This window comes from Candidatus Binatia bacterium, assembly GCA_035631035.1.
Lineage (GTDB): Bacteria > Eisenbacteria > RBG-16-71-46 > SZUA-252 > SZUA-252 > DASQJL01.
The window spans coordinates 1-8,858 of the sequence record DASQJL010000093.1; the positions used below are offsets into that span (position 1 = coordinate 1).

General features: G+C 70.9%; 6 protein-coding genes. All 6 read right to left on the minus strand.

Annotation, left to right across the window (positions count from 1 at the left end):
* On the minus strand, positions 1-1,936 hold a 1,936-nt coding region (priA, locus tag VE326_09975; GenBank protein ID HYJ33533.1), incomplete at its 3' end, for a primosomal protein N'.
* A gap of 79 nt (positions 1,937-2,015) precedes the next feature.
* The gene (locus tag VE326_09980; GenBank protein ID HYJ33534.1) at positions 2,016-2,417 is read right to left on the minus strand and encodes a response regulator; all 402 of its coding nucleotides are present in this window, start codon (positions 2,415-2,417) and stop codon (positions 2,016-2,018) included.
* Between the two features lie 45 nt (positions 2,418-2,462).
* On the minus strand, positions 2,463-5,039 hold the full coding sequence (locus VE326_09985) for an HD domain-containing phosphohydrolase (GenBank protein HYJ33535.1): 2,577 nt from the start codon (positions 5,037-5,039) through the stop codon (positions 2,463-2,465).
* The gene (locus VE326_09990) at positions 5,026-7,410 is read right to left on the minus strand and encodes an HD domain-containing phosphohydrolase (protein HYJ33536.1); all 2,385 of its coding nucleotides are present in this window, start codon (positions 7,408-7,410) and stop codon (positions 5,026-5,028) included. Before VE326_09990 ends, VE326_09985 begins: the two co-directional genes overlap by 14 nt.
* Positions 7,407-8,435: a response regulator gene (locus VE326_09995; protein ID HYJ33537.1), complete on the minus strand. Its 1,029-nt coding sequence runs from the start codon at positions 8,433-8,435 to the stop codon at positions 7,407-7,409. Before VE326_09995 ends, VE326_09990 begins: the two co-directional genes overlap by 4 nt.
* Before the next feature lie 210 nt (positions 8,436-8,645).
* Positions 8,646-8,858, minus strand: a 213-nt coding sequence (locus tag VE326_10000) for an MscL family protein (GenBank protein ID HYJ33538.1), incomplete at its 5' end; no start/stop codon positions are given.

The window sequence follows — 8,858 nt, forward strand, 5'->3', positions numbered from 1 at the left end:
CGACGAGCGCCGCCCGCACCGCGTCCCGCATCGCCTTCCGCCGTCCCTTGAGCAGGATCTGGAACCGGTGCTCCTGGCGCAGGCGGGCCAGGGGCGCGAACGCGGGGCCGAGCACGCGGTAGTTCCCCGCCGCCTGCGCGCGCAGGTGGGCGGCCACGACGTCGGCCGCTTCCGCTCCTTCCGCGGACTCGCGGGAGCGCAGGACGAGGTTCACGAGCGCGGAGGCCGGCGGATAGGCCATCGTGCGGCGGAACTCCATCTCGCGCTCGAAGAACGCGTCGTAGTCCTGCGCGCAGGCGAGCTGCAGCGCGTAATGGTCGGGGAGGTGGCTCTGCAGGATCACCTCCCCCGGCAGGTCGGCGCGGCCGGCGCGGCCCGCGACCTGGGTGAGGAGCTGGAACGTCCGCTCCGCGGCGCGGAAGTCGGGAAGGTAGAGCTGCAGGTCGGCCACGATGACCCCCACCAGCGTCACGCCGGGGAAATCGAACCCCTTGGTCACCATCTGCGTGCCCAGGAGGAAATCGACCTGCCGCGCGCGGAACGCGCGGAGGATCGCCGCGGCCGAGCCCCGCCGGCGCACGGCGTCCAGGTCGAGCCGCGCGATCCGCGCTTCCGGGAAGAGCCGCGCCACCTCGCGCTCGATCTTCTGGATGCCCACGCCCCCGAACCAGAGGTCGGCCGCGCCGCACGCCGGGCAGGCGGTGGCGAGCTGCCGCGTCGCGTTGCAGTAGTGGCAGCGCAGGCTGGAGTCCTCGGAGTGCACCGTGAGCGGCACGTCGCAGCGCTCGCACCGCGCCACCTGGCCGCAGCCGCGGCACTGGAGGTAGGTCGAGTGGCCGCGACGGTTGAGGAAGAGGATCCCCTGCTCCTTCCGCTCCAGGGTGCGCGCCATCGCCTCGAGGAGCGGCGGGGTGAGGTGCTTGGAGGAGGGGCCGTCGAGGGAGCGCACGCGATGCCGGAGATCGGCCAGGCGCACCGTCGCCAGCGGCCGCCCGTCGACGCGGTTCGGCAGGCGAAGGAGCGTGCAGTCGCCGCGCGAGGCGCGCGCGTAGCTCTCGAGACTGGGCGTCGCGGAGGCGAGCACGGCGGCGATTCCCAGCCGCTGGGCGCGCACCAGCGCCACGTCGCGCGCGTGGTAGCGCGGCGCCTCGTCCTGCTTGTAGGCCCCGTCCTGCTCCTCGTCCACCACGATGAGGCGCAAGCGCGGCATCGGGAGGAAGACCGCCGAGCGCGTCCCCACCACCACGTCCAGGTCCCCCGCGGCGGCGCTCCGCCAGACGTCCACGCGCTCGCGCGGGCGGAGGTCGCTGTGGTAGAGCGCGACCCGCGCGCCGGCCCGGCGGAAGGCGTCGGCCGCCTGCGGCGCGAGCGCGATCTCCGGGACGAGCGCCAGCGCCTGCCCCCCGGCGCGAATCGCGGCGAGCGCGGCGTGGAGATAGACCGCGGTCTTGCCGCTTCCCGTGACGCCGTAGAGGAGGAAGGCGCGGAATTCCTTGGCGGCGACCGCCGTCTCCAGGGCCGCCAGCGCCGCGCGCTGCTCGTCGTTCAGCGCGTCCCGCGCCGGAGGCGGCCCGCCGTGCGGCGCGTCGTCGGCTTCGTCGGCGGCGCGCGGCGCGCGGCGGCGGAGCGCCGTCAGCGCGGGCGCGGCGGCCGCGAGCGTCTCGCCCAGGCCGGCGGCGTAGTAGTCGGCCACCCAGCGGCAGAGCGCGACGATCTCGGGCGTGAGGGTGAGGCGCGGCTCGGGAATTCCGAGGAGGGAGCGCACGGCGACGCCGCGGGGCGCCTCGGTCGCCTCCTCGAGGATGGTCCCCCAGAGGCGCCGGCGGCCGAGCGGAACCAGCACGCGCAGCCCGGGCTCCGGCGGCTCGCCGTCGGGAAGGGCGTAGACGTAGGCGTCGTTCTTGGGAATGGGGACGGCGACCCGCACGAGACGCATCGGGCGCGAATGGTACCACTCGCGCGGCGGCGCGCGGGGACGGCGGCGGGGACCGCGGGCGCGCGAGGCGCGCCCGGGACTACGCGCTGGAGGCGGGGCGCTCCGAGACCGCCTGGCCCAGGAGCTGGTTGATGCGCTCGACCAGTTTCCGCGGGCTGAACGGCTTCGTGATGTAGTCGTCGGCGCCCACGTCGAAGCCCATCTTCTGGTCGACGTTCCGCCCTTTCGCGGAGAGGAGGATCACGGGCACGTTCTTGGTGGCCGGATTCGATTTCACCGCGCGGCAGACTTCATAGCCGTCCAGCTTCGGCATCATGATGTCGAGCACGATGAGATCGGGCTTCTCGGAAGCGACGCGCTCCAGCGCCTGCTCCCCGTCGAGCGCCGTGACCACCTCGTAGCCTTCCATCCCGAGACTGAAATCCAGGATGTGGACGATGTAGATCTCGTCGTCGACCACCAGGATCTTGCCTTTCGACATCCGACTCACCTCCTCCCAGACCGTACTAGGGTGTCTATCGGCGGCTCATGCCGCTTCTGGAGCGTGAAACGCTTTCGTATCCTCCTGCGCGCCTGCCGTTTGTACGAATGCCTCCACCACCTTGGGATCGAACTGTGATCCCGCGCAGCGACGCAGCTCGACGATGGCGTCCTCCGGGGACATCGCCTGGCGGTAGGGGCGCCCCAGGGTCATCGATTCGTAGGCGTCGAGCACCGCGATGATCCGCGCCCCGATCGGAATCTGCTCCCCCTTGAGCCCGCGCGGGTAGCCGCGCCCGTCCAGGCGCTCGTGATGCGCCATGATCAGCTCGGCCGCCCGGTTCTCGAATTCGATCGGTCGCACGATCTCGACGGTGCGCGCGGGATGCTTCTCCACCTGCGCCCAGGTCTCGGCGTCCAGCTGCCCCGGCTCGTGGAGCACCGGCGAGGGGATCTGCGCCATGCCGATGTCGTGGATGCTCGCGACGTAGGCGAGCACGCGCAGGTCGTCCTCGGAGAGCCCGAGGCGTCGTCCGATGGCGGCGGCGCGCGTCGCCATGGAGCCCGCCGTCAGCTTGAGCCGCGCGCGCCGGGCGTTGTCGATGATGGCCGCCATCGCGCGGGCCGCCTCTTCGGCGCGGTCCGACGAGCTGTCCACCGCTTCGGCATGCTCCCAGGCCCGCGCCGCGCGGTCGGCCAGCGACGTGAGCAGCGCCTGGTCGTCCTCGGTGAACGGAGTGCAGGAGATCTTGTTGTTGATGTTGATCACGCCCACGACGCGCCCGTCGGCCTTGATCGGAACCGAGAGGCACGACTTGGTCTCGTACTGGTGGCTGTTCCGCCGCGTGAAGCGCGGGTCCTCCTCCACGTCGGTCACGAGCAGCGGGACGCCGTGCTTGGCGACCCAGCCGGCGATGGAGTCGCCCATCTTGAGCCGCGTTCCCGCCACGACCTCCTCGCGGAGACCGCGCGCCGCCTTGATGTAGAGCTCCTCCCGCTCCTCGTCCACCAGCATGAGCGAGGCGATCCGCGCGTGCATCACCTCGGCGATCATCTCGACCGTGAGGCGGGTGAGATGGTCGGAGGCCGTGCGTCCCGAGTCCCACCCCGCGTGCGTGATCACGCCCGCGTCCCCCGGCGTCGCCGGGAGGGTGACCGTGAAGCTCGAGCCCTTCCCCGGCTCGCTCTCCGCGTGGATCTCGCCCCCGTGCCATTCCACGATGCTCCGCGCGATCGACAGCCCCAGCCCCACCCCCGGATGCTCGCGGGAGAGCGACCCGTCGATCTGGTAGAACTTGTCGAAGATCTTGTCCAGCTCCTCGCGCGGGATCCCGATGCCGGTGTCCTCGACCCGTATGCGGGCGACCCTTCCTTCGCCGAAGACGCGGATCCGCACCTTGCCGCCGCGCTCGGTGAACTTGATCGCGTTCTGACCCAGGTTGAGCAGGATGCGCCGCACCAGGCTGCGGTCGGCCTCGACCACCACTTCCCGCGAGGGCGCCTCGACGTCCACCTCGACTCCGCCCTCCAGCGCCATCTCGTGGAGCAGCCCCGCCGATTCCTCGGCCACCTCGACCAGGTTGAACGGCTCGCGATGCATGCGGAAGCGCCCCGACTCCAGCTGCGAGAGCTCGAGGATCGACTCGATGAGCCGCTTCAGCTTCTGGCTCTGCTCGTGGATCACGCCCAGGAATTCCCGCTGCATGCCGATGTTCGGGGTGCCCACGTTCTCGAGGAGGGCTTCGGCATAGGAGAGGATGTGGGTCAGCGGCGTGCGCAGCTCGTGGCTCACGATCGAGACGAAGGAGCTCTTGAGGTCGTTCAGCTCCTCGGCGCGCTCGGTGGCCTCCTCGAGCTGCCGCATACTCTCGTGCAGCCGCTCGTACAGCTCCGAATTCTGGAGCGCGACCACCGCATGGGTGGCGAGGATCTCGAGCGTCTCGACGATCTCCTTGCTCGGGCGACGCCGGTCGACGGGATCGTCCACGGAGAGGTAGCCGATCACGGTGCCGTCCTTGGTGTGGAGCGGAACGAAGAGCACGTCCTCGGCGTTCCATTCCCCCGCCTTCCGCTCGCCCAAATCGGGCGTGAACCCGTCCTCGTCGCGCTCGCCCCAGAACTTGGCCTCGTGCCCGATGAAGAAGGAGCGCCCGATCCGGAACTTGTCTTGCAGCCAGCTCTCGAACTGCGCGCGCGGGACCGGCTTCTGCTCCAGCTTCATCACGGCCTCGCGGTCGAGGCCCGCGAAGGCGCGCGCCTCGAAGCAGTCGCCGCGCGGGTTCAGGACGCGGAGCAGCACGATCTTGAATCCCGCCGCGTCCGAGATGGCGTGGACGATCTCGTGGAGCACCTTGTCGAGCGACAGGTTGGAGTTGATGCTCGTGGCGATCTCGAGCACCTTCTTGAGCCGCGCCGCGCGCTTCCGGCTGGAGAGCAGCTCGTTCCGGTAGAGGGTCGCCATGTCGTCGGCCGCTCGCGTGAGCTGCTCGTTCCGCGCGAGCGCCGACTCGTAGGAGGCGCGGGCCTCCTTGAGCTCGCGGCGGAGCGAGCGGCGGCGCCCGAGCGCCTCGAACAGGAGGAGCGCGGTGGCCGCCAGAGCCCACACGAGCTCAACGGAGCGCATCGGGCCTCCAGGACGCGGGCTCCCCGCGCACGGCGGACGCGCGCCCCTTCGACTCGGGCGCCGCCTCCTCGGCGAGCAGGCGCACGAATTCCTCCACCACGCGCGGGTCGAACTGGGTCCCGCCGCAGCGGCGGAGCTCGGCCATCGCCTCGGCCTCGGCGACCGGCTCGCGGTAGGGCCGGCCCGCCGTCATCGACTCCCAGGCGTCCACCACGGCGAGGACGCGCGCGGCGAGCGGGATCTGGTCGCCGGCCAGCCCGCGCGGGTAGCCGTGACCGTCCCAGTGCTCGTGGTGCCCCAGGATGATCTCGTTCACCTTGGAGGTGAGCTCGATCGACCGGAGCATCTGGACGCCGGCCTGCGGGTGCCCCTCGACGTCGCGCCGCTCCTCCGGCGACCAGCGCCGCGCCGAGAGCAGGAGCCCGTCGTCGATCTCCAGCATGCCGACGTCGTGCACGCGCGCCACGTACCCGAGCACCTCGGCGTCCTCGGCCGAGAGCCCCACCCGCCGCCCGAGCTCCACCGCCAGCTTGAAGGCGCGGCGGCTCCCGGGCAGGAGGTGCGTCCGCCGCGCGCGCAGGATGGCGCGCACGGTGCGGAGCGTGGCCTCGAGGGTCTCGGGCGAGGCGTCCCCGCGAACGCGGTCCACCGCCGCCGCCACGCGCTTCACGACCGCCACCAGAAGGCCGAGATCGTCGGCGTCGAACTCCAGCCCGTTCCGCTTGTTGTTCACGTTCACGACGCCGACGGTTTCCCCCGCCAGCCGAAGCGGCACGCAGAGGAGCGATTTCGTCTCGTACTGCGGGTGGTTCATCTTCCGGAAGCGGCGGTCGGTCTCGATGTCCTCGACGAGCAGGTTCTCGGAGGTCCGCGCGACCCAGCCCGCGATCGAATCGCCCGCGCGCACCCGGGTGCGGGCGACGGTGTCGGCGTCGAGGCCGTGGGCGGCGTGGATCGCCATCTCGGATCCGTCCTCGCTGAAGAACAGGACCGAGACGATGCCGGCGTCCATGACCTCCGCGATCATCTCGACGGAGACCTGGAGCAGGTGACGCAGGTCGGGCTGCTCGAAGAGCGGCGTGAGCGACTGGATGAGCGCGCGGAACCCCTGCTGCTCGCGGGGCAGGTCCACGACGAAGCGGCTTCCGTGCCCGACCTCGCTCTCCACGGTGACGGCGCCGCCGTGGAGCTGAACGACGCGCTTGACGATGGCCAGGCCGAGACCGGTGCCGGCGACGCGCTCGCCCCCCTCGGGCTCGACGCGGTAGAAGCGGTCGAAGACCCGCGCGATCTGGTCCTGGGCGATGCCGGGCCCCTGGTCCTCCACGCCGATCCGGATCCGGTCTCCCTGCCCGAAGGCGGAGACGGTGACGGCGCCCCCTTCGCGCGAGAACTTGACCGCGTTGTGGATCAGGTTCACGAGCACCTGCTTCAGGAGGTCGGGATCGGCCTCGATCGTGGGGAGCGCCGGCTCGATCGAGAGCTGGAGGCGCAGGCCGCGCTGGCGGAGCCCCGGCTCGACGGTGGGCGCGACCTCCTCGATCAGCCTGGCGAGCGAGACCGGGACCGTGTTCAAGCGGCGCCGCCCCGAGTCCATGCGGCTCAAGTCCAGCACGTCGTTCACCATGCGGGCCAGGCGGTCGCACTCCTCGTCGATGATGCCCAGGAAGCGCTTGTGGAGCGGGAAGGTCGAAGCGTCGGCGTTGTCCAGCAGGGTCTCGGTGTAGGCCTTGATCGCGGTGAGCGGCGTGCGGAGCTCGTGGCTCACGATCGAGATCAGGTCCGACTTGGCCTCGTCGATGCGCTGCAGCGCCGCGCGCGCCTCTTCCAGCTGGCGGGTCTTGGACTCGATCTCGGCGCGCGCGCGCAGCCGGTCGAGGGCCAGCCCGATCTGATCGGCCAGGTAGCGCAGCGCCCGGCGCCGGCGGTCGGTCAGCGTGACGCCGCGGCGGAACCCGAGCACCGCCACGCCGAGGAGCGCCGTCCCGACCACGACCGGCACGCCGAGGACGCTCTCGAAGGAGCCGTCGCGCCAGGGGATCGCGCTTCCGGGCGCGGTCGCGGCCGCCGGCGTTTCCACGACCAGGGCCTCGCGCCGGAGCACCCGCTCGAGGAACGCGTTCGATCGCGGCGCGTAGCGGGCGTGCCCGACGGGGGCCCGCTCGCCACGCTCGAACGCGTCCCCCTTCATCTCGCCGGTCTCGTAATCCAGGAGGAAGAGCGCGAAGCCGTCCGCGCCCGCGATCTCGAGGACGTGCTGGGCGAGGGCGTTCACCAATCCGCGCGCGTCGAACGCGGACTGCGCCGCGAAGGCGAGGCTCGCGAGGCTGCCGAGGAGGCGGCCGCGTCCCTGGCCCCCTTCGGAGATCATGGCGTACTGCCCCCGCGCGATGCGTCGGTGGGAGGGTCGGGCGCGGCGGGAACCGCGGGAGAGCCGTCGCTCCGGCGATCGAAGACGATCACGCTCCCCTTGACCGCCTTGCCGACCTTTTTCAGATCCTTCGCGCGGTCGCTCACCTGCGCGCTGTGCTGGATCTCGACCCCGACGTTCATGACGCCGAGGATCGTGATCGAGAGGATGTCGAAGTCGCGCCAGCCGCCCTGGCGGCTGGAGAGGACGGTGATCGACCGCCGCTCGCGATCCGCCGGATCGTACTGCTCCGGCACGCGGGCGTCGAAGTCGGCCTTGACCGCCTCGGCGATCGCGCGCGCCCGAAGGGGCACGGTGATGATCACGAAATCGTCGCCGCCGATGTGCCCCACGAAGTCGCCCTCGCCGCCGTGTCGGCGGACCTGCTCTTGAAGCAGGGCCGCGGTGAAGCGGATCAGCGCGTCGCCGCGGGCGTAGCCGTAGTAGTCGTTGAACGCCTTGAAGGCGTCGAGGTCGAGGTGCAGGAAGGCGAACTTCTCGCCGGCGCCGATCCGGCGAGTGAGCTCGGTCTCGATCAGCACATTGCCCGGAAGCCCCGTCAGCGCGTTCGACGAGAGCTGCGCGCGGCGGGTCTTCAGCTGGTTGCGCACGCGGAAGAGGAGCTCCTGCTGCTCCCACGGCTTGGTCAGGTAGTCGTCGGCATAGAGCTCCAGGCCGCGCAGCCGGTCGTCCACGGTGGATTTCGCCGTGAGGAAGATGATCGGAATGCGGCTGGTGAGGGGGTTGGACTTGAGGCGGCGGCACACCTCGAACCCATCCATGCCCGGCATCATCACGTCGAGCAGGATCAGTTCCGGAGGCTCGCGCATCACCTCCGCCAGCCCCTTCACACCGTCCTCGGCCGTGCGCACTTCATAGCGCGCGTCCTTGGCTTCGCGAAGCTGGCGCTCGAGGATGAAGCGCAGGCGCGGCTCGTCTTCGATGACCAGGATGCGGCCGGTCTCTGCCGGCGTCGGCTCCGTCACGGAACCTCCGTTGGCTCATGGGAACGCGGAACTCGGCTTGCGTCTTGGAATTAATCGGTGGCGCAGCGGCGGATCTTGAGCGGCTTTACGGAGTCGGAGGGCCCAAGTGGAAGTACGCGGCAGGGGTAGCCGTGGAGGCGGGGGTCACGGAGAGCCCCGGCCGGCGCCCGCGAGGCGCGCCGGTCCGGGAATCTCCCTGTTCGTGAGCGGTTAGACGGGGCTGGCGCAGGCGCGGCACTTACGTGCCGCCGCCGGGATGATCTCCTTGCACTCGGGGCATTCCTTGGACGGAGGCGCGGGGTCGGCCGGCGTCGGCTTCAGGAGCGCCTTGGTGATCATGAAGACCACGAACGCGACGATCACGAAGTCGATGACGTTCCCGAGGAAGGCCCCGTACGTGATCGCGTTCGCGGGAGTCCCGTC

Coding starts and splice junctions, on each gene's coding strand:
- VE326_09980 (HYJ33534.1), bottom strand. CDS start 2,417: ATGTCGAAAGGCAAGATCCTGGTGGTCGACGACGAGATCTACATCGTC.
- VE326_09985 (HYJ33535.1), bottom strand. CDS start 5,039: ATGCGCTCCGTTGAGCTCGTGTGGGCTCTGGCGGCCACCGCGCTCCTC.
- VE326_09990 (HYJ33536.1), bottom strand. CDS start 7,410: ATGATCTCCGAAGGGGGCCAGGGACGCGGCCGCCTCCTCGGCAGCCTC.